This is a genomic window from Nodosilinea sp. E11 (genome assembly GCF_032813545.1).
Lineage (GTDB): Bacteria > Cyanobacteriota > Cyanobacteriia > Phormidesmidales > Phormidesmidaceae > Nodosilinea.
On sequence record NZ_CP136520.1, the window covers coordinates 2,660,490 to 2,679,049 of the forward strand.

Annotated in this window: 14 protein-coding genes; 5 read left to right on the plus strand and 9 right to left on the minus strand. The window is 55.8% G+C overall.

What is annotated here, in order from left to right; all coding sequences use genetic code 11:
* Window positions 1–102: 102 nt before the first annotated feature.
* Window positions 103–1,752 carry an alpha-amylase family glycosyl hydrolase gene (locus RRF56_RS14105; RefSeq protein ID WP_317038278.1) on the minus strand — a complete coding sequence of 550 codons (1,650 nt, stop codon included), beginning with the start codon at window positions 1,750–1,752 and terminating at the stop codon, window positions 103–105.
* Between the two features lie 437 nt (window positions 1,753–2,189).
* Between RRF56_RS14105 and RRF56_RS14110 the strand changes: the two genes are divergently transcribed.
* Window positions 2,190–2,675, plus strand: coding sequence for a biotin transporter BioY (locus RRF56_RS14110; protein WP_317038279.1), 486 nt, complete (start codon window positions 2,190–2,192; stop codon window positions 2,673–2,675).
* 4 nt (window positions 2,676–2,679) lie between these two features.
* Window positions 2,680–3,147: a signal peptidase II gene (gene lspA, locus RRF56_RS14115; protein WP_317038280.1), complete on the plus strand. Its 468-nt coding sequence runs from the start codon at window positions 2,680–2,682 to the stop codon at window positions 3,145–3,147.
* A gap of 82 nt (window positions 3,148–3,229) precedes the next feature.
* Here lspA and RRF56_RS14120 read toward each other — a convergent pair whose 3' ends face one another.
* The 5 genes from RRF56_RS14120 to glgA form a co-directional block, all read right to left on the minus strand.
* A complete protein-coding gene (locus RRF56_RS14120) occupies window positions 3,230–5,755 on the minus strand; it encodes a glycogen/starch/alpha-glucan phosphorylase (RefSeq protein ID WP_317038281.1) in 2,526 nt (841 codons plus the stop codon).
* 908 nt (window positions 5,756–6,663) lie between these two features.
* Entirely contained in the window at window positions 6,664–7,296 is a 633-nt protein-coding gene (gene upp / locus RRF56_RS14125; protein ID WP_317038282.1) for a uracil phosphoribosyltransferase, read from the minus strand.
* Between the two features lie 134 nt (window positions 7,297–7,430).
* Complete coding sequence (locus RRF56_RS14130) at window positions 7,431–8,702, minus strand: URC4/urg3 family protein (protein WP_317038283.1); 1,272 nt, start codon at window positions 8,700–8,702, stop codon at window positions 7,431–7,433.
* Between the two features lie 2 nt (window positions 8,703–8,704).
* Window positions 8,705–10,051: a GTP cyclohydrolase II gene (locus RRF56_RS14135; protein ID WP_317038284.1), complete on the minus strand. Its 1,347-nt coding sequence runs from the start codon at window positions 10,049–10,051 to the stop codon at window positions 8,705–8,707.
* Between the two features lie 146 nt (window positions 10,052–10,197).
* Window positions 10,198–11,658, minus strand: coding sequence for a glycogen synthase GlgA (gene glgA / locus RRF56_RS14140; RefSeq protein ID WP_317038285.1), 1,461 nt, complete (start codon window positions 11,656–11,658; stop codon window positions 10,198–10,200).
* A 332-nt stretch (window positions 11,659–11,990) separates the two neighbouring features.
* Here glgA and RRF56_RS14145 point away from each other — a divergent pair, with 332 nt between their 5' ends.
* Window positions 11,991–12,485 carry a helix-turn-helix transcriptional regulator gene (locus tag RRF56_RS14145; RefSeq protein WP_317038286.1) on the plus strand — a complete coding sequence of 165 codons (495 nt, stop codon included), beginning with the start codon at window positions 11,991–11,993 and terminating at the stop codon, window positions 12,483–12,485.
* Window positions 12,486–12,681: 196 nt separating this feature from the next.
* Here the strand turns inward: RRF56_RS14145 and RRF56_RS14150 are convergent, their stop codons facing one another.
* Complete coding sequence (locus RRF56_RS14150; RefSeq protein WP_317038287.1) at window positions 12,682–13,458, minus strand: phosphoadenylyl-sulfate reductase; 777 nt, start codon at window positions 13,456–13,458, stop codon at window positions 12,682–12,684.
* 367 nt (window positions 13,459–13,825) lie between these two features.
* Here RRF56_RS14150 and puuE point away from each other — a divergent pair, with 367 nt between their 5' ends.
* On the plus strand, window positions 13,826–14,740 hold the full coding sequence (gene puuE / locus RRF56_RS14155) for an allantoinase PuuE (protein ID WP_317038288.1): 915 nt from the start codon (window positions 13,826–13,828) through the stop codon (window positions 14,738–14,740).
* Between the two features lie 473 nt (window positions 14,741–15,213).
* On the opposite strand, the gene RRF56_RS14160 is transcribed toward puuE, so the two are convergent.
* Together RRF56_RS14160 and RRF56_RS14165 are read right to left on the minus strand one after the other, a co-directional pair.
* On the minus strand, window positions 15,214–16,416 hold the full coding sequence (locus RRF56_RS14160) for a DHH family phosphoesterase (RefSeq protein WP_410510608.1): 1,203 nt from the start codon (window positions 16,414–16,416) through the stop codon (window positions 15,214–15,216).
* A 268-nt stretch (window positions 16,417–16,684) separates the two neighbouring features.
* Window positions 16,685–17,185: an HNH endonuclease gene (locus tag RRF56_RS14165; protein WP_317038290.1), complete on the minus strand. Its 501-nt coding sequence runs from the start codon at window positions 17,183–17,185 to the stop codon at window positions 16,685–16,687.
* A gap of 175 nt (window positions 17,186–17,360) precedes the next feature.
* Here RRF56_RS14165 and alr point away from each other — a divergent pair, with 175 nt between their 5' ends.
* Entirely contained in the window at window positions 17,361–18,554 is a 1,194-nt protein-coding gene (alr, locus tag RRF56_RS14170; RefSeq protein WP_317038291.1) for an alanine racemase, read from the plus strand.
* Window positions 18,555–18,560 lie beyond the last annotated feature (6 nt).

The following is an 18,560-nucleotide window of genomic DNA, read 5'->3' on the forward strand; positions in this document are numbered from 1 at the left end:
TCGTGGATAAACAACTTGTAACGGCTGGATGCTCTGTAAAGACGAACCGTAACGCCTATGGCTTGGCTACGCCTGCGCACCTGGACAGGCGAAAAGCAGCCGTTAAACCACCAGCACCTTAGCTTCGTACTCTGGTAAATCGGTCGTCAAAACCCCATCGTTAACCTCGACATCGTAATCATTTGTCCATTCATGCCAGGTGCCATTTTGGGGAAAATTTCGAACGTTATAGTCAGCCAGGTATTGCCCAGAAAAATTGATCACCACGACAATCCGAGAGCCTTCATCATTCCAACGAATGTAGGCCAGCACCTTAGACTCTACGTCCTCATAGAAGAAATCCACATTTTCTGTGCGCAGGGCATGATTGTCTTTGCGCAGATGAATGAGCCCTCGATAGTGTTCTAACAGGTCATGGTTAGGATCATTACTTAACAGTGACCAATCAATCTTGGCCGATTCCAACGTTTTGGGATGGTAGTCTCCAAATTCTTCCCCCATCCAAATTAACGGCACACCCATCGCCGTCATCACCAAGACGGCACCTAGCTTGACCCGTTTAAAGGCCGCTTCGTCAAAGATCTCATGGTTGGCCAACTGAACCATGAGGCGATCGTGGTCGTGGTTACTCAGGTAGTTGATAGCATTAACCGCCCCTAAATAGCCTGCCCGCTTCGCATCAATCAGTTCTTTAACCGTTTCTATATCGGTCTCATCTCCCCACAGCAGGGGCCGAATCTGATGCAAAAAGCCATCGCGCCAACAGCCATCAAGGGGGCCATCAAAGTTGGTAGCATCAGGCGATTCAGGAATTAGCTCACCAATGTTGTAGAACGGCTTGGGCTGAGCTTGTTGGCGATTTTCGTCGGCTAGCTGGCCCAAAAAGTCAAAGTGACCCATCTGGCTAACGGCATCAAATCTAAAGCCATCAATGTGGTATTCCGCAATCCAAAATTGAAGGACATCTTTGACAAATTCCCGAGCAGGACATAGCTCTAGCTTTTCGTCATAGTGGTCGTAGTTAAATTCTGGCCCCCAGTTTTGCTCAGTGTCTTTAGGCTCGCGGTGGTACCAGTAGGTGTAATCAATTTTGGTCAGTGGAGCCTCAGAGCCAGAGTGGTTGAGAATAATGTCTAAAATGACGCGAATACCTCGAGCATGGCACTCGTCTATCAATCGTTTCAGATCTTTGCTGCTGCCGTAGGCCGCTTCCGGAGCAAAGTAGTGGTGGGTGTTATATCCCCAACTCTGCTCACCCGGAAACTCATGAATGGGCATAAGCTCAATGGCGTTGACCCCTAATTCACAAAGGTAATCAAGTTTTTCGGTAATGTGCTTAAATTGCCCTCGCGCGTAGGGATCGTCTTCGCCACCGGAAAAGTCACTGACTAGAATTTCGTAAATGATCAGCTCGTCATTCTGCGGCAGCCATTTGTCGTCGTGGCACCAAACATAATCATCGACAATGGGCATACCATCTTTAATCTGCATAACAGCAGTTTGATGGCTCTCGTCGACATGCATGGCCTTAGGATCGATCACGTCGATCCATTCATCGGGTTCTAGAAAAAAACTTCTCGACTGAACTCGAAATTTGTAATCGTACTGACCATCATCTAGTTCGACATGGGTACGAAAATAGCCATCGTCTCCTTTCTCCATGGGGATGTCTTTCCCCTCGCTAAAGGAGCCAGTCAAAACTACACCCTTGTTGTAAGGGGCAAACAGCTCGAACTCGATCGAGTTAGCCATAGAACACACCTTTTTCTTTTTAATGTGCTGCTAAGGCTCCTGCTTTTTAAACTGCCTTTAGACATAAATTGTTACAATGAGGCTTAGTCTCTTTAGCCAGAGATAGCGCATTCTCGTCTAGGCAAAGACGCTGCGACAACGCTCCAGGCGTACGACTTAGGCTGTGCGAAGTGTCTGTACCCTCTAGCCTCTAAAGGGGTTTGCCCGATCACCCATAGCCTTACAAAACGCGGAAAATTCTTTACTTTGACCCGTGCCCAGGCTGGCAAACCCTGCTAATGTGATTGTCTAAATTCTGCTGCCAACAGGTGAAGACAGCGCTCGTGCTAGCACCCTTTGAACTACTGTGGGCCTTAATCGGGTTGGTTCTCACTATTGTAGCCACCTGGATGGAGACATTTACCCTCACTGCCCCCTGGAGCTGGGGACAGTCTGGCATGGCAATCTTATCGCTAGGGGTAAGCTTCCAGGTGGGGGCTGTGTTGCTCACCGGTTGCGTGGGGGGCAAAAACGCAGCAGCACTGTCCCAGATTGCCTACTTGGTCCTGGGGCTGGCGCTGTTTCGGGTATTTGAATTTCCGGTGTTTACCCAGGGGGGCGGGCTGAGCTACGTACGTGAGCCCGGCTTTGGCTACTTAATTGGCTTTGTGCCCGCCGGTTGGGTATGCGGCTATCTAGCCTTTCGCAACCCACCTAAGCTAGAGACCCTGGCGCTCAGCAGTCTTAGTGGTCTGGGCATCATTCATGGGCTGGGTATTATTTACCTCACTCTGGCTTCCCTGCTAGGCTGGTTGCAGACCGTATCAGCCTCCTACTGGGAGCTGCTGCTGGGATATTCTATTTTGCCGATGCCGGGACACCTGGTAGTTGTGTGCGCGGTAGCGGTGCTGTCGCTGGTGCTACGGCAGCTGTTGTTTTACTAGGCCCATGAGAGTACGCAATCGTTGGTTTTGGATAGCTGCTGGGGTAGGGCTGACGCTCGATCAGCTGACTAAGTTTTGGGTCGCTCAAGCTTTTGAACTCACTACGCCCCCCGATTCAATGCCGATCTGGCCAGGGGTGTTTTACTTTACCTACGTGACCAACAGCGGCGCGGCCTTTAGCCTGTTTAGCAACAATGGCGAATGGCTCAAGTGGCTGTCGATGGCGGTGAGTTTGGGTCTGATTGCCCTGGGGCTCAAAGCCAGATTGCCCAACCGCTGGGAGCAGCTGGGCTATGGGCTAATTTTGAGTGGGGCGCTAGGCAACGGCATCGATCGCCTGCTGTTTGGCGAGGTGATTGATTTTCTCGACTTTCGCCTGATTCGCTTCCCCATTTTTAATGTGGCCGACGTGTGCATCAACATCGGCATTGTCTGCCTGCTGGTGGCGGCCCTGAGGGAGCCGCCCAAGTGAGTAAATGGGTGAGGGGTAGGGGGTGGATGGGTAGGAGAGTAGATGCATAAGTGCTCATCCACCCATCTACCCATCCACGCTCCTACTCCCCAACCGGCACTGCTTTCACCTTCCAGATCTCGCGGGCATAGTCGGCGATCGTGCGATCGGCGGAGAATTTGCCAATGCGAGCGGTGTTGAGAATGGCCATGCGTACCCAGCGATCGCGGTCTTCGTAGGTGCGGCTGACATGTTCTTGGCACTGTACATAGGCAGCGTAGTCGGCCATCACCATATAGGGGTCGTCGACTAGCAGCGAATCGAGAATGGGCAAGAATAGGTCAGGGTTCTCAGGGGAGAACAGGCCCGAAGCGATCACATCGAGCACCCGCTTCAGCTCAGGGTTGGTGTCGTAGTAGAACCAGGGGTTGTGGCCTACGGCCTTGCAGGCTGCCACCTGTTCGGCGGTGAGACCAAATAGGAAGAAGTTATCGGCCCCTACCTCTTCGCGAATCTCGACGTTAGCGCCATCGAGGGTGCCAATGGTGAGGGCACCGTTGAGGGCAAACTTCATGTTGCCAGTACCCGACGCTTCCATGCCAGCGGTCGAGATTTGCTCCGACAGGTCAGAAGCGGGGAAGATGCGCTGGGCCGACGACACGTTGTAGTTGGGCAAAAACACCACCTTCAGCCGCCCTGCCACAATGGGGTCGTTGTTGACCACATCGGCCACGGCGTTAATCAGCTTCACGACCAACTTGGCCATGGCATAGCCGGGGGCAGCCTTGCCGCCAAAGATGACCGTGCGCGGCACCACATGATCTCCAGGATTTTGAAGCATGCGGTTGTATAGGGTGACCACGTGCAGCACGCTCATCAGCTGCCGCTTATACTCGTGGATGCGCTTAATCTGCACATCAAACATGGATTCAGGGTTGATTTCCACACCCAGAATGTCTTGAATGTAGCGGGCTAGGTTCCACTTGTTTTCTTGCTTGATGGCCTGCCAGGCATGGCGAAAACCATCGTTGTCGATATGAGCCTCTAGCTGCCTGAGGTGGTCGAGGTTGGTGATCCAGCTGTCGCCGATGGTTTCAGAAATCAGCTGGGCCAGTCGGGGGTTGCACTGCAACAGCCAGCGGCGGGGGGTAATGCCGTTGGTCTTGTTGCTAAATTTGTCGGGCCACAGGGCGTAAAAGTCTTGCAGCACCTCTTGCTTAAGCAGCTCGGTGTGCAGGGCAGCAACCCCATTGATGGCGTGGCTGCCGACACAGGCCAGGTTGGCCATCCGCACCCGACGCTCAGAACCTTCTTCGATCAGGGAGAGGCGCTCTAGGCGATCGGGGTCGTTGGGGTAGCGCAGCTTTACCTGATCCAAGAAGCGATGGTTGATTTCGTAGATGATTTCGAGATGGCGGGGCAGCAGCTTGCCAAACAAGTCCACCGACCACTTCTCCAGCGCCTCGGGCATCAGGGTGTGGTTGGTGTAGCCAAAGGTGCGCTGGGTAATCACCCAGGCGGCTTCCCACTCAAAGTGATACTCGTCGATCAGCAGGCGCATGAGTTCGGCAACGCCGATGGCTGGGTGGGTGTCGTTGAGCTGAATCGCCGCAAACTCGGCCAGGTCGTTGAGGCTGGCGTGGTCGCGTAGGTGCAGGCGAATGATGTCTTGCAACGAACAAGCCACAAAGAAATACTGCTGCTGCAAGCGCAACTCCTTGCCCTGACGGGTCTCGTCGTTGGGGTAGAGCACCTTGGTGATGTTTTCTGAGATCATCTTGTTGGCTACAGCCCCAAAATAATCGCCAGCGTTGAAGGCGTCTAGGTCAAAGGCTTCTCCAGCCTCTGCTTTCCACAGCCGCAGCAGGTTGACGTTTTCGGTGCCATAGCCAGGGACAGGCACATCGTGGGGGATGCCAATCACGGTCTGGCTGGGCACCCAGCGCACCTGATAGTCATCGTCGCCGTCTTTGTAGACCTCTGTGTGGCCACCAAACTTGATTTCGACCCGGTAGTCGGGGCGGGCAATTTCCCAGGGGTTGCCGTAGCTCAGCCACTTGTCGGGGGCTTCTACCTGGTGCCCTTGGCGAATGAGTTGGGTGAAAATGCCGAACTCGTAGCGAATGCCGTAACCGATCGCTGGCAGATTGAGGGTGGTAAGCGAGTCCATAAAACAGGCCGCCAGGCGACCCAGGCCGCCATTGCCCAGGCCGGGCTCGGCCTCGCGCTCTAGCAGCTCATCGAGGTCGAGGCCGCAGTCAGACAGAGCATGGCGCATCGTGTCGTAGAGGCCCAGGTTAATCAGACCGTTACCGAGCTGACGCCCCATCAAAAACTCGGCGGACATGTAATAGACCGTCTTAGCCTTAACTTGGGAGTAGGTTTTGGCGGTGCGAATACGCTTTTGCAAAAGCTGGTTGCGGACGCTGTGGGCCAGCGCCATATAGTAGTCATGGGCGTTGGCAAACTGTTCATCTTTACCCTGTACCCAGTACAGGTTGTTTACCAACGCATGCTGAATTTGGCTCACCTGCGCCTCAGTGTCGAGCGCAGCAACTGCGCGATCAAGCGACAGTGGAACTTCTGTCGTTGCACTTGATTCGGGCAGACGAATAGATTGCTTAGCCATAAGAACCCTTAATAAGTAACCACACAAGAATTCGCTGGCAGCCCATAGGCCGAAACAGATGCCGCGATGATCATAAACCTGCCCCTAGGGGGCGATCGCCCCACCTCAGAGCAAACTGAAGCCATTCACGTTGACAACCTAATCCCCAATACCTTGGAGACCCGTATACCAACAAATCCAAACCTGGATTAGTTTACCCACTAAAGCTGAGCCAAAACCTTGACCCATCCCTGAATGAGATTGACACCTATTTTAACTGGCCGCGAATAAAACTCTGTCATCAAACTAACAGGTCGCCGTACTGCGCCCGAAAAAGCGCAACTCAATCAACCCCAGCAAGCCTATAAATCGGGCTATCCAACCCAAACAGAAACACACTAGAATGCCCAGAAACGCCACCAGGCAAGCAAATATTCTGGTCTAAAGAAAATGTTAAGGACGACATTATGAGATGGTCGTTTAGAACTATTAACTTACGTTAATTAGTGCATCGAGAGATAGATTTTGTCGAGACTTTAGGCCAAAGCCCTTTTATCAAGGGCATTTCAAATATGTCTAAAGCTTAATGAAGAATCGTAAATGTCACAAGAAATGGCTTTACATAGGTGAGCAACTGCTCATGGGGGAAGATAGGTCTTGCTAAATAGTCTGCTTAGATTATCTTAAGTATTTTTTGACAAAGCGACTTAAACTTGAAGAAGAGAGTAACTAGCTATGTCATCAGTTCTCAATAATAAATGTTAAATGATGACAGGTAAAGGCTGGTTGAAAATCGAGCCTTTACCCTTAACGTTACAGGGGCAAAGAAACCAGTGAATGTACCCAAACTGTCTGTAGCAACGTCCTATAGACGACCTCAATTCTGAGATCAATCTTGCTGGGGTCAAAGGCGGTCGTTGCAGTGGTGGTTACTTGGTGCCAAATAGGCGATCGCCCGCATCTCCCAGCCCCGGCAAAATGTAGCCGCGATCGTCTAGCTTTTCATCGACGGCGGCGGCGTAGAGGGGCACGTCGGGGTGCTCTTGGTGAAAGTGGGCCACACCTTCGGGAGCGGCTAGCAAGCAGAGAAACCGGAGCGATCGCGGCTGGGCTTGCTTGAGCGGGTACAGCGCCGCCACTGCCGTATTGCCCGTAGCGATCATGGGGTCAACGACCAAAACATCGCGATCGCCTAGATCCTCTGGCACCTTAAAGAAATACTCAATCACCCGCAGGGTTTGTGGGTCGCGGTAGAGACCAATGTGCCCGACCCGAGCGGAGGGCATCAGTTCTAAAATACCGTCGAGAATGCCCTGCCCTGCCCGCATGATTGAAACCACCACCAGCTTCTTCTCGGGAGCTAGGACCGGCGCCGCCATCGTCGCCATGGGAGTTTGAATAGTTTCGAGCCTGAGGGGCAGATCCCGCGTCACCTCATAGGCCATTAGCAGGCTGATCTCCTTCAGCAGGGTGCGAAATTTCGCGGTGCTGGTCTCGGCTCGGCGCATCAGAGTGAGCTTGTGCTGAATCAACGGGTGGTCGATCAGGTGAAGTTCGGGCATTTGGGCTAGGTGGAGAGAACTCAGATTCAAAGGCAACTGTAGCAGCATCCCCTCCTGGGAGGGGTAGGGGTGGGTAGCCCAGGATCTATGACCCACCCTGCCCTGCGGGCACCCCTCCCAGGAGGGGACAACGATCAAAACACCGTGCCGTCGCTGGCTAGCTGTATCGGCGGCCCCCCGCCGTCCCGTTTTTCCGCCGCAATTTGTCGCCCCGCCGTCCAGGTGCCGCCCTGAAGAATTTTGGCCAGGGGCAGGGCGGCCGCATCCACCCCCAGGGTTTGGCGAATGTGGGTAGCAAGGTCATCGAGCAGACAGAGGGTAAGGGCGCGCCATTCAACAATTAGGGGAGAGTCAGGAGGGTGGGCCTGATCGATGGCAGCAGGATCCTTAAGGCTGAGCACGCCGCAGTCGATGAAGAGGCCGCCGTTGCGGTATTCGGCTAGGCCGGTGAGCTGGTCGAGATCAATAATGATCAAACCCAGGTCTTGCAGGGGTTCGAGTAGCGAATAGGTAAGCCACTGGGAGAGTTTGTGGAAGGGCACCAGGTTGCTGCCAGGCCCGGTGTCGGGCAGTTGAGGGTGGGGCCACACGTCGCCCAGGTTGACGCCTGCCAACTCGACTCGCCCCGGCCAAATCGGGCCGAGGCCAAGCAGGATGGTGTGCAGAATGGTGGTGGCTGACAGCTGGTTATCCATTGACCGTTGGAGCCAGTAATCCACCAAATTGCCGGGTCGGGGGGCATCGGGGCCAAAGAGCTGGGGCTGCTGGTGCAGGGCGTGGCCGAGCGTTTGCAGCAGAGTGACACGACCTTCAAGGCCCAGTAGTGGATTGTCGTCATTGACTTGGAAGGCTTGGGCCAGGGAATTGGCGGTGAGTGCCGCTAGTCCGATCGCATCGGCCTGCCAGGGCTGGTCAAGCTGGCTAGAGAACAGACCAGCCGTGAAACTGTAGAAGCTGGCGATCGCCAACCCCTCCGACCTCGAAAACTCAATTCCCGTTCCTGGCTCCACGTATCGCCACCGACTGCCTGCCCCCGCATCCAGCAGCACGCTGGTAATCGCCAGATCGACTTTGAGCCGGGCCTGCTCTAGCGAATCCAGCCGCGACAAATCTGGTTCTAGAAGCTCTAGGCGCGATCGCCCCGCCACCTCAAAGTGCCGCCACCGCGAATGAAAGGGAATCTCGCTAGTGGAATACTGCTGCCCCATCACATCCAAAACGTAGGCGGCGGTGGCGGGCAAAGCCTCGGGTTGGTAGCGAAAATGGTGGAGCTGATCTTGCTGAGCCAACGTGAAGAGGGCACGGGTGCGATCGCGAATGGCTTGCGGACTTTGCAGGTAATCGATCGCGGCCTCCGCCGTAGGGTGGGCACCGCCCACCACCCCATCCCCGCCTAAAAACACCATCGCTACTCCAACCCCCGCCCCTTGATCTGGGCCAAATCCTCCTCCGTCGGAGCCACCGTCTCGGTGTAATACCCCGCCGCCTTCTTCGCCTCGATCTCCACCCGCGCATCGGGCGGCACCAGATCATCGGGAATCGGCACCCGCTCGACAATCTCAATGCCCGATCGCACAATGGCGTTATACTTCATGTCGCTCATCGACACAAAGCGATCGATGCGGGTCACCCCTAGCCAGTGCAGCACATCGGGCATCAGTTCTTGAAAGCGCACATCCTGCACCCCAGCGACGCACTCGGTGCGGGCAAAGTAGGCATCAGCGCGATCGCCCCCCTCCTGCCGCTTGCGGGCGTTGTAAACCAAAAACTTGGTCACTTCTCCCAGGGCGCGCCCCTCCTTGCGGAAATAGACAATCAGGCCAGCCCCGCCCTGCTGGGCCGTGGCGATGCATTCTTCCAGGCCGTGTACCAGGTAGGGGCGACAGGTGCAAATATCTGAGCCAAACACATCAGAGCCATTGCACTCGTCATGCACCCGCACTGTCAGCGGTCGGCTTGGGTCTGTAACTGCGTCTAGATCACCAACGACGTACACCGTAATGCCACCAATGGGGGGCAAAAACACCTTGACATCAAACCGGGTCACCAGTTCAGGGAACATGCCGCCAGTTTGCTCAAACAGGGCGTAGCGCAGGTCGTCTTCGCTAACACCCAGGCGCTGGGCTACCCCCGGCAAGTACCACACCGGCTCCACCGCCGCCTTAGTGACCACCAAATCACCGCCGGGTTTTACAATTTTGCCGTCTTCTTTAATACGCCCCTGGCGCACCGCATCGAGCAGCTCAGGCATTTGAATGTGGGCGCGGGTGACGGCGATCGTGGGGCGAATGTCAATGCCCTCCTGCAAGAGAGGCCCGTACACCTCGCCTACCAGCGCCCCAAAGGGATCTAGAGAAACAATTTTTTCAGGGTCGGCCCAGCTGGGGTGGGGGCCAATGGCAATGGTGGGAGCTGTATTGGTGAAGTCGGGCTTGTGGTCGGGGTCGAGCACCCCGCTAGCTACTGCCAGAGCGCGATACACCGCGTAGGACCCCGAATGGGTGCCGATCGCATTGCGATGGTTGGGGTCGGTGACGGTGGCCACGATCGCACCCCGAACCTGCGGGTCACCGTGGCCCCACTGCACCGGGCTACCCTTGAGCCCGCTGCGACTAGGGTGAGAAGTCAGGAGGATGTGGCGGCGCTTAGGCGTTTCGGGCTTAGCCACAGGATCGATCTCGGCCAATAACTCAGCCTGACCCAGGGGATCGGGCGGCACCAGGTTGCCCGTCGCCGAACCGTTACCGTCGCTCATAGGTGCCTCGTGTCACAGAAACAACTAATTTGCCACAGACGCCAACCCCGAAAAGCTCACGGGTGACAGACAGCCCTACCCCCAGCACTGCGATCGCCGATTGGCTAAGACCAGGGTAACCTCCCGGATGCTCGGTTGATCTAAATCTATTTAATCAACGGCGTCTGAGGAAGGGAAGCGTCTGTCTGGGCGGGAGAATTGGCCAACTGGAGCTGGGGCAGCTGGTCTTGATAGTCTAGCCCGAGCATTTCGCTGTAGAGCTTGACGTAATCAACCGCCGATTTGTCCCAGCTAAAGTCTTGGCCCATAGCCCGCTGTTGCAGCGCCCGCCAAGCGTCTTTGTGGCGGTACCCCTCCCAGGCGCGAATCAGACAGGTAAACAGGTCTAACGGCTCGTAGCGATCAAAGCAGTAGCCGGTACCCGCATGGTTTTCAGGGTCGTTGTGCTGCACCGTATCTACCAGCCCGCCCGTGCGCCGCACCACCGGAATGCAGCCGTAGCGCATCGCAATCATCTGGCTGATGCCGCAGGGCTCAAACCGCGAGGGCATTAGGAAGGCATCGGCCCCGGCGTAGATGCGGCGGCCCAGACCCTCGCTGTAGAGCAGGTAGGTGGCCATTCGGCCCCGGTAGCGGCTGGCCATCTGCCACAGCTGGGTCTCATAGTAGCGATCGCCCGTACCCAGCAAAATAAATTGGGCATCGGTATACGACAAAAACCGATCCAAAATTTGCAGAATCAAATCTAGCCCTTTCTGCTCCACCAGACGACCGACTAAGCCCACCAAAAAGGCCTTCGAGTTGACCTCTAGCCCCAGTTCCTCTTGAATGGTCACCTTGTTGACGCGGCGGTTTTCGAGGCTGTCGGCGGTAAAGTTCTTGGCAATATATTTGTCGGTAGCCGGGTTATAAGAGTCGCCATCAATGCCATTGAGAATGCCGCCCAGCTTACCGCTAATAAACGACAGCAGCCCCTCTAACTCTTCACCATAGGCGGGGGTTTGAATCTGCTGGGCATAGGTGGGAGACACCGTATTGACGCGATCGGCAGCCTGCACCGCCGCCGCCATGGTGTTGTGCCCCTGCATGTACCATGGGCACCAGGTAATGCGCTCTAGCTCCCACCGCCACGGCCCCTGATAGGCCAGGTTATGAATAGTAAACACCGTACCAATGTCGGGCGACTGCTGCATCCACACCGGAATCATGCCTGTGTGCCAGTCATGGCAATGGATGATCTGGGGCTTCCAGTAGTTCCAGGCAAACTCGGCAGCACCGTTAGCAAAAAAGGTGAAGCGCCAGGCTTCGTCGTCGCCGCCGTAGACCTTGCGAGGGTCAAAGGCGGGGTGGCCAAATAAATATACCGGCACGTCAGACTCGGGCAGCGTGGTTTCGTACACCGCAAAGTCGTTAAACATGGCAGTGCCCTGCCACACTGGCTCCTCGGGAATATCTACCTTATCGGGCAAAAAGCCGTAGTAGGGCATAAAAATGCGCACATCGTGCCCCAGACTGCGCAGCACCTTAGGGAGTGACCCCACCACATCGCCCATGCCGCCAACTTTAGCGAGGGGTGCTGCTTCTGCTGCCACAAAAAGAATTTTCATATCGCCCTGCCGTTGGTTCAATTGGCTGTCCTCAGTCTACGGGGGTATGGGCGTTATGCCTAGATCTTCGTGCCCAGGCGGTGGGCCACTGTGGGGGGCCTAGGCTCAGCCCTAGCGTTGCCACCGTCGGCAGCCTTGATGGGGTAATAGGGGCTAGCGATCGCCCCTCTGTTTCGACCACTCTAGCCAGGCTGTTTGAGAACAAGGCTGACTGCTGCGGGCAAGATTCCACAGGTCTTGTCAACTTTTGCGGTCATCAAGTCAGGTTTTTGCGTCATTATTAGAGAGTCATATGGTTTATCGCTGAGATTGCGTCGCGATCGCGCCTACCCATGAAACCCGGCAGCAAATACTATCCACTGTTCAACCACCTTCAGACCTCTGGCCAGGCCGAGGTCGTGCTAGCCTTCGCCGACATCGAGACCTTACTCGGTAGCCCCCTACCGACCTCAGCCGTTGAGCGCAAAAATTGGTGGAGCAACCGCGACACTCCCGCCGCCCTTCAGGCCGGGGCCTGGGTCGGGGCCGGTTACCACGTCCACGCGATCGATATAGATGCTAAAACCGTGACTTTCCGTAAATTTGAGGCTCAGTACAACATCGAGATCAGAGACGGCCGCATCATTTGGCAGCAAGACGCTATTCGAGCCCTGCGCAAACACATGAGCCTCACCCAAATGGAATTTGCTGAACAAATGGGCGTGCGCCGCCAAACCGTCAGCGAATGGGAAAACGGCGTCTATGAACCCGATCGCAGCACCGCCAAGTTCTTAGAACTGATTGCCAAAAATGCCCGCTTCGAAGTTCCGCCACCAGAAACCCCTTAGCCGCCCCAAGCTCACCTTCACACTGCAACGTTCCTCGTAGGGGCAAACGGTCGTTTGCCCCTACCCAAATTCATGCTTCAATTCGGCAACACCCACTAACCAGCCCGGCCTACAGAGCGATCGCCCCCAGGGCCAGGGCATTCTTTACCGCCGTCTGTGGGCGAGGGCTATACATCAACTCCGTCCTCCAACCCTGCTACAGCGAGCTAGAGTCAAGACTGGCCGCCTCCTCAGGCGATTGAGGCAAGTGCAGCCCGCACTCTTGCTTGAGCCCTCTAAAGCGAGTATCGCGCTCATTGGCATCAGCATCGGTGATCGGGCGACTAGAGTGCCAGTCCCCCACCGTCACATAGCCCTTGTCAAATAGGGGGTGGTAGGGCAGGTCATGGGCCACCAGGTACTGGTAGATGTCTTTAGACGTCCATTTGAGAATCGGCAGCAGCTTGTAACGCCCTCCCTGCTGCCCCACCCGACCCAACGACTTACGGTGGTCGGTCTGGTCAGAGCGCAAACCCGTTAGCCAAGCGGTAGCCTTTAGATCGGCTAACGCCCGCTGCATAGGCTCTACCTTACGAATCTTGTCGTAACGATTGAGCGCGTCTACGTCATGCTGTTCCCACAGGCGACCGTGGAGCGCCTCCATGCGGGCAGGGCTCAGAGGCGACTGGTAGACCTGAAGATTGAGGTTGAGGCGCTGCGATAACTCATCGGCAAAGCGGTAGGTTTCTACCGGCAAGTAGCCCGTATCGACCCAAATGACCGGAATTGCGGGCACTACCTGGGTGACTAAATGCAGCATCACCGCCGACTGAATACCAAAACTGGTACTCATCACTAAGCCATCCTTAAAGGTGTCGTGGCCCCACTGCACCAAACTGGTGGCGTCAGCATCTTCCCACTCCCGGTTAATGGCGTTTAAGTCCAGAACGGGGGCGGCCTGCATCTTGCTCGGCAAGAGCGCGGCATCTGACATGGGTTTACTCCTTCCGTTCAACAAAGTTGTAGCTCCAATGCCACAAGTCTGTGGTGGTTATAGTGTTAGCCAAGCTAAGTCGTCAGTGAAGTCTTCAGGATACAAGGTTTGCTGCCGCACCCTTAAATAACTCAGCCAAATTGACGCTGGTTAACCCCAGATTACCTTTCGACATTAGCCTATCTAACTGATCATAAACGACAGTTAATCAACTATTTTGTGGTCAAAGGACGGTTTTTTGCGGAAAACCGACTTTAGTGGATCCGTCTTACCGCTTGAGTCTTTTGCAGTAGGTAGACCAAGCCGCTGTTTCCTCTTAGAATTCATCGATATCCGCTGATAAATTCCCATAATCTGCACAATTCCTATGGCAGCACCCTCCTCATACCCCCGTGACCTGGTTGGCTATGGCCGCACGCCGCCCCACGCCCAGTGGCCTGACAACGCCAGAATTGCAGTGCAGTTTGTAATTAACTATGAAGAAGGCGGTGAGAATTGCATTCTCCACGGCGACGCGGCCTCAGAAGCCTTTCTGTCAGAAAGCGTAGGGGCTGCGCCTCTGGCTGGGGTGCGCAATATGAATATGGAGTCGATGTACGAATACGGCAGCCGAGCCGGGTTTTGGCGGCTGCACCGACTGTTTACCAGCCGGGGTCTGCCCCTGACGGTCTATGCCGTGGCCATGGCCATGGCGCGTCACCCCGAGGCCGTTGCCGCTATGACCGAGGCCAATTGGGAGATTGCCAGCCACGGCTACCGCTGGATTGACTATCAGTACTTTGGCCTAGACGCCGAGCGCGAGCATATTCGCCAGGCCGTAGAGATTCACACGCAGGTGGCAGGCAGCCGCCCCCTGGGTTTCTACCAGGGCCGTAACAGCCCCAATACCCGTGCCCTGGTGGTTGAGGAAGGCGGCTTTCTCTACGATGCTGACAGCTATGCCGACGACCTACCCTACTGGAGCTTCGAGTACGGTAAACCTCATTTGATCATCCCCTACACCCTTGACAACAACGACATGCGTTTCGCTACCTACGCTGGGTTTAATTCAGGGGATCAGTTTTTTGCCTACCTGCGCGATGCCTTTGACACCCTCTACGCCGAGGGCGATGAGGCCCCTAAAATGATGAGCATTGGTCTGCACTGCCGCCTGGCGGGCAAGCCCGGTCGTACGGCAGCACTGGCGCGGTTTCTAGATTACATCCAGGGACACGATCGCGTCTGGGTGTGCCGCCGGGTCGATATCGCTCGCCACTGGCATGAGCACCACCAGCCTGCCTAAGCTCACCATAGCCAGCCTTGACGTGGCAAAGCGTCTCCTCCAGGCATGACTTACATGAAGTCCGGTTCATTGACCAACAGACAACGGCTTGACTGTCATTTCCGCCTCTGCAAGAACCCACCCTGGAGTAACTTATCCATAATGGATTCCTACTGCCGTGGGAACGACAGATTAGGAGCATTGAAGCGGAGTTGATATTAGGCGACTTCTGGAAAACTTTCTCCCTAATGGTGGGCAGTGCCCACCCTGATGAACCGTCTACCTGTCCGGGTGTGGCTTGATGCCATGTCCGGCGAATCTCCGTGCCTTTAGGTCGGGGAGGATGTCAATAATCTGGTTTGTGACAGGCTCAATGGCCTGGGGCTAGAGGTTCAAGGGTTAAGGCTGGTCGTGAACCTTGAACCTTGAACCCTCACGAACTTGTTGTCTTTGGCTTAGCAGACTACTAGGGCTGGAGCACCCAAAGCGGCCTATCAATCGGTGTTGATAATGCCCTCCTCAGGATCCACTAGCCGCCAAAGCTTTTGCTTAATCTGGATATCAAACACGTCCCACTTAAGGCGATTGTACTCAGAGTTTTCGTAGAAGCCCGACAAAAACCCGACCGGAATTTCGAAGCCCCCCGCCATCGATCGCCCCCCGCCAAAGAAGCGGCCCTCGCTGTCCTGGCCAAAGGCTTCTTTGATAAATTCGTCGGGGTCAAGGGTAATTTTGCTGGTGCGCAGCGAGCCAATCACCACTTCCCGCTCTTCGTCTTCGTCATGCACAATGCCGTAGACCACGGCGGTGTGCACATTGTCTTCGGTGACGAGAAAATCGGCAGCCTGGGGAATGGCGTCGCGATCGTCGTAGCGCAGGTAGCCTACGCCCGCGATCGACACGTTGTTTTGCACCTTGCGGTTGCGCAGCGATCGCTCAATCACATCCATCACCCGCTTAGAGCGCGAGGCTTGCAGCACCGCACTCAGTAGCTGGCCATCATAAAACTGGCTCAGGTAAGCTGCCGCCATAAAGTCGCTGGCTCCGGCGTGCATCAGCTGATTGGTATCAGCCCGCAGGCCGTGCATTAAGGCTGTAGCGCATTTGGTGTGCTTGCTGTTGTTGCGATCGAGATCGAGCAACCCCTGCTGTAGATACTGCGTGAGAATGGTGGCCGTAGCCCGAATGTGAGGCCGCAGGTCAACATACTCGGCATCGAGCTTAGACTGGGGGGCATGGTGGTCAATCACTAACGTCAGGGGCAACCCAGCTCCCCTCAATTGCTCATAGAGCTGGCTCGTGGTGCCCTGGTTGTCGATTAGCACCAACCCCTGATAATCGGCCACATGAGACGCATCGGCTGCATTGAGCCAGCGGCGAGCCGGCAACCCCGTCAGCCGCACTAGGGCAATATTTTCTTGGTGGCTAAGGGTGCCAGCATAGACAATATCGCACTCGATTTTGTAGTTTGCCGCAATTAACTTGTAGGCCCAAGCCGCCGACAGCGCGTCGGGATCAGGAAAATCTTGCAGCAGCACCAGCTGTTTATCGTTGCGGTGGGCCTCTAGCAGTTGACGTACGGATTGAACAGGGTCGTCAGCGTCGCTATGGTCAGTAGAGTTGGGCACCAGAGAGATAACCCCTTTGCCGTTGGCGGAGGAGGCTTCGAGGGCTTCAGAGCCTGAGTTAAACGTCATCATTAATGTTCTTCTTTCTGCGACTGTGTGTTTAACCGGCTTAACCAAACGTTGAGCGCTGAGGGTGGCCCCTAGGCAGAGGAGAACCACTGTACAGGGGCTACTTAGCTCAGCTATTCGGACCCTTAGATTGCTACACGAGGGGGCACTGTTGAGCGCTATCTAAGGGGGCACACAGGCCACCAGCTACACGCCATATACCCTGCTTACCTATTATTGCAAATTGCCACAGGCCCGTTAGAAAAATCCATCGGATGGGATAAAAACGTCAGGAAATACCAATCACATACTTCTTCCACTCTTGGTGCAAGCCGCTATGAATTTGCCGAGTAACTTCAAAGTAAAGACTGCTGTGGGGCTTACGAGGCTGACTAGACAGCGGCATATTGGCCTCGCGCGGGGTGCGGTTACCTTTTTTAACGTTGCAGCGTACACAGGCCGCAACCATATTTTCCCATGTATCGCCGCCGCCGCGCGATCGCGGCAACACATGGTCAAGGGTTAACCCATCACCGCTGTAGCGGCAATACTGACAGGTGTGATTGTCTCGCTGTAGCAGGTTGCGCCGAGTGAGGGGAATATCTTTGTAGGGCACCCGCACATAGTGACGCAGACGAATTACCGACGGCAACGGAAAGTCGGCATAGACAAACTTGCCGTTGTGCTCAACCCGCTCTGCCTTACCCTTGATGATGAGGACGACAGCCCGACGCCAGCTCGTGATGTTGAGCGGTTCATAGGAGGCATTAAGCACCAGAACCTTACTCATTCCTCTGTGTGGCTAAAGAATATTAGCCCGATGGTAGCACAGAAGCTAAATTGAGGGTTTTGGCCCCTGGTACACTGCCCTGAAACCAGTGCCCTGTAGGCCTCGGCTAGCTCTGGCGCTATGATGAGTCGCTAGCCCCCAGGGGCTACAACCCGGTGTAAGGAGGACGAAAACCATGCTCAGTTGGGAACAAACTCCGAGTCTAGAGCCAATGCGCTGTTGCCGCGCCTGGGTCGAAATTAATCTGGCGGCCCTGCGCCACAACGTGCAGCAGTTCAAGGGCATTTTGCCCGCCTCCACCCAGCTCATGGCCGTGGTCAAAGCCGATGCCTACGGTCACGGAGCCGTGATCGTGGCCCAGGCTGCCCTTCATGCCGGAGCGACCTGGCTAGGGGTGGCCACTGTGCCTGAAGGCATTGAGCTGCGGGCGGCGGGCGTTCAAGCCCCCATTTTGGTGATGGGAGCGGTTAACAGCCCCGAAGAAATGCAGGCGATCGCCCACTGGCGACTCCAACCCACCCTGGTGAACCCTAAGCAGGCCCTGGTCTTTTCTGAAACCCTGGCCCAGTTAGATGCCCGCCCCGTCGGCGTACACCTCAAGCTGGACACCGGTATGGCTCGACTGGGGTTTCCCTGGGCTGAGGCGGTAGACTTTGTTCGCTTTGTACACCAGCTTCCCCACCTCAAAATCGACAGCCTTTACTCGCACCTGGCCACCGCTGACGAGCCAGACACGACGATCATGGCGCAGCAGCACCAGCGCTTCACCACCGCGATCGCCAATCTACGCCAGCAACACCTGCTCCCCCCCCGGCTGCACCTGGCTAATACTGCCGCCACCTTAGCCAACCCGGCCCTGCACTACGACCTAGTGCGAGTGGGCCTGGGTATCTACGGGCTCTACCCTGCCCCCCACCTGCGGCATCGGGTCAACCTCCAGCCCGCCATGCAAATCAAAGCTCGCATTACCCACCTCAAGCAGGTGCCAGCGGGCACCGGGGTCAGCTACGGCCACCAGTATCGCTGCGATCGCCCCCTGCGTTTAGCCGTAGTGGGCATTGGCTATGCCGACGGCGTACCGCGCGTGCTCTCCAACCAACTTCAGGTCATCGTGAAGGGCCAACTCGCTCCCCAAATCGGCACCATCACCATGGATCAGCTCATGCTCGATGTCACCCATATCCCCAACCTCCAGGAGGGAGATGTGGTGACTCTACTGGGCCACGATGGCCAACACACCATTAGCCCCGATGACTGGGCCGCCATGGCTCACACCATCAGCTGGGAAATTCTCTGTGGCTTTAAACATCGTCTACCCCGGATCGCCGTCGAGCAGCCCCTGCCTGCCCCGGCCACAGCCCATAGTTAGACTAAA

Coding starts and splice junctions, on each gene's coding strand:
- RRF56_RS14135 (WP_317038284.1), bottom strand. CDS start 10,051: ATGAGCGACGGTAACGGTTCGGCGACGGGCAACCTGGTGCCGCCCGAT.
- RRF56_RS14145 (WP_317038286.1), top strand. CDS start 11,991: ATGAAACCCGGCAGCAAATACTATCCACTGTTCAACCACCTTCAGACC.
- puuE (WP_317038288.1), top strand. CDS start 13,826: ATGGCAGCACCCTCCTCATACCCCCGTGACCTGGTTGGCTATGGCCGC.
- RRF56_RS14130 (WP_317038283.1), bottom strand. CDS start 8,702: ATGGTGTTTTTAGGCGGGGATGGGGTGGTGGGCGGTGCCCACCCTACG.
- RRF56_RS14150 (WP_317038287.1), bottom strand. CDS start 13,458: ATGTCAGATGCCGCGCTCTTGCCGAGCAAGATGCAGGCCGCCCCCGTT.
- RRF56_RS14165 (WP_317038290.1), bottom strand. CDS start 17,185: ATGAGTAAGGTTCTGGTGCTTAATGCCTCCTATGAACCGCTCAACATC.
- RRF56_RS14120 (WP_317038281.1), bottom strand. CDS start 5,755: ATGGCTAAGCAATCTATTCGTCTGCCCGAATCAAGTGCAACGACAGAA.
- lspA (WP_317038280.1), top strand. CDS start 2,680: ATGAGAGTACGCAATCGTTGGTTTTGGATAGCTGCTGGGGTAGGGCTG.
- RRF56_RS14105 (WP_317038278.1), bottom strand. CDS start 1,752: ATGGCTAACTCGATCGAGTTCGAGCTGTTTGCCCCTTACAACAAGGGT.
- glgA (WP_317038285.1), bottom strand. CDS start 11,658: ATGAAAATTCTTTTTGTGGCAGCAGAAGCAGCACCCCTCGCTAAAGTT.
- RRF56_RS14160 (WP_410510608.1), bottom strand. CDS start 16,416: ATGACGTTTAACTCAGGCTCTGAAGCCCTCGAAGCCTCCTCCGCCAAC.
- upp (WP_317038282.1), bottom strand. CDS start 7,296: ATGCCCGAACTTCACCTGATCGACCACCCGTTGATTCAGCACAAGCTC.
- alr (WP_317038291.1), top strand. CDS start 17,361: ATGCTCAGTTGGGAACAAACTCCGAGTCTAGAGCCAATGCGCTGTTGC.
- RRF56_RS14110 (WP_317038279.1), top strand. CDS start 2,190: ATGGCAATCTTATCGCTAGGGGTAAGCTTCCAGGTGGGGGCTGTGTTG.